Annotated in this window: 1 protein-coding gene; it reads right to left on the bottom strand. The window is 75.9% G+C overall.

Translation table 11 applies throughout. The features are described 5' to 3' along the window. Positions 1–189 precede the first annotated feature (189 nt). Positions 190–696 carry a SigE family RNA polymerase sigma factor gene (locus tag HUW36_RS33620; RefSeq protein WP_174531673.1) on the bottom strand — a complete coding sequence of 169 codons (507 nt, stop codon included), beginning with the start codon at positions 694–696 and terminating at the stop codon, positions 190–192. Positions 697–870 lie beyond the last annotated feature (174 nt).

Here is an 870-nt window from a genome sequence, read left to right as displayed (position 1 = left end):
ACACTCTTTCCCTACACGACGCTCTTCCGATCTGCCGGCAGTGTCGCCGCGCCGCCGGCCACCGCCACCGTCGCCACCCCGGCCAGGACCGTCGCCCGTCGCCGGCTCCGGGCCCGTCCCCGGGCCCGTACCTCGGCCGACGGACTCAACCGCAGCCCGGCCACGTCGTGTTCCAACGCCCGCAGGGCGTCACCGATGCGTGCCGACATCGACTTCCTCCTTCTCGTCGGTGAGCAGAACGGCGAGCGCGGCGCGCGCCCGGGACAGGTACGACTTGACCGTCCCCACCGGCATGCCGGTTCTCCGGGCGATCTCCGCCACGGGCAGGTCGTGCAGGTGGTGCAGGACGACGACCAGCCGCTGGGCGTCCGGCAGCCGGCGCAACGCCGCCAGCACCGCGACCCGGTCCGGGCCCGGTTCGGGCACCGGCGCGTCCCGGCCCAGGCGCGCCCGCGCGGCGAACCAGCGCCGCAGGCTCCGCCAGCGGTTGGCGGTCAGCCGCCAGGCCACCATCCGCACCCAGCCCTCCGGATCCTCGTACGCCCCGACGGTCGACCAGCGCTGCCAGGCCCGCGCGTACGCCTCCTGCGTCACGTCCTGGGCCTCGGCCACGTCACCGCAGAGGGCGTAGACGTGGTGCACGACCCGCCGGGCGGTCGCGGTGTAGAAGGCGTCGAACTCCTCGGACCCGCCCATGCCGACCTCCCCGTGTCCGCTCTCACCACACGACACCCCGTGGCGGGTCGGGCGGTTGCACCGGGATCAGCGGGCTCCGGGGCGTACCCGATCGGTCCGGTCGCCGGTCGACGGCTCCTTTCGCGCCCGGTCGCGGTGGCCGCGCCGGCCCGGCGCGCGCGGACCGGGCCCGCG

Source organism: Micromonospora maritima (assembly GCF_902825405.1).
GTDB lineage: Bacteria > Actinomycetota > Actinomycetes > Mycobacteriales > Micromonosporaceae > Micromonospora > Micromonospora maritima.
The sequence above is the reverse complement of the archived record's forward strand: the minus strand, read 5'-3'. Positions and strand labels throughout refer to the sequence as shown.

Bases quoted from the DNA above. Each gene is read 5' to 3' on its own strand.
- HUW36_RS33620 (WP_174531673.1), bottom strand. From the start codon at position 696: ATGGGCGGGTCCGAGGAGTTCGACGCCTTCTACACCGCGACCGCCCGG.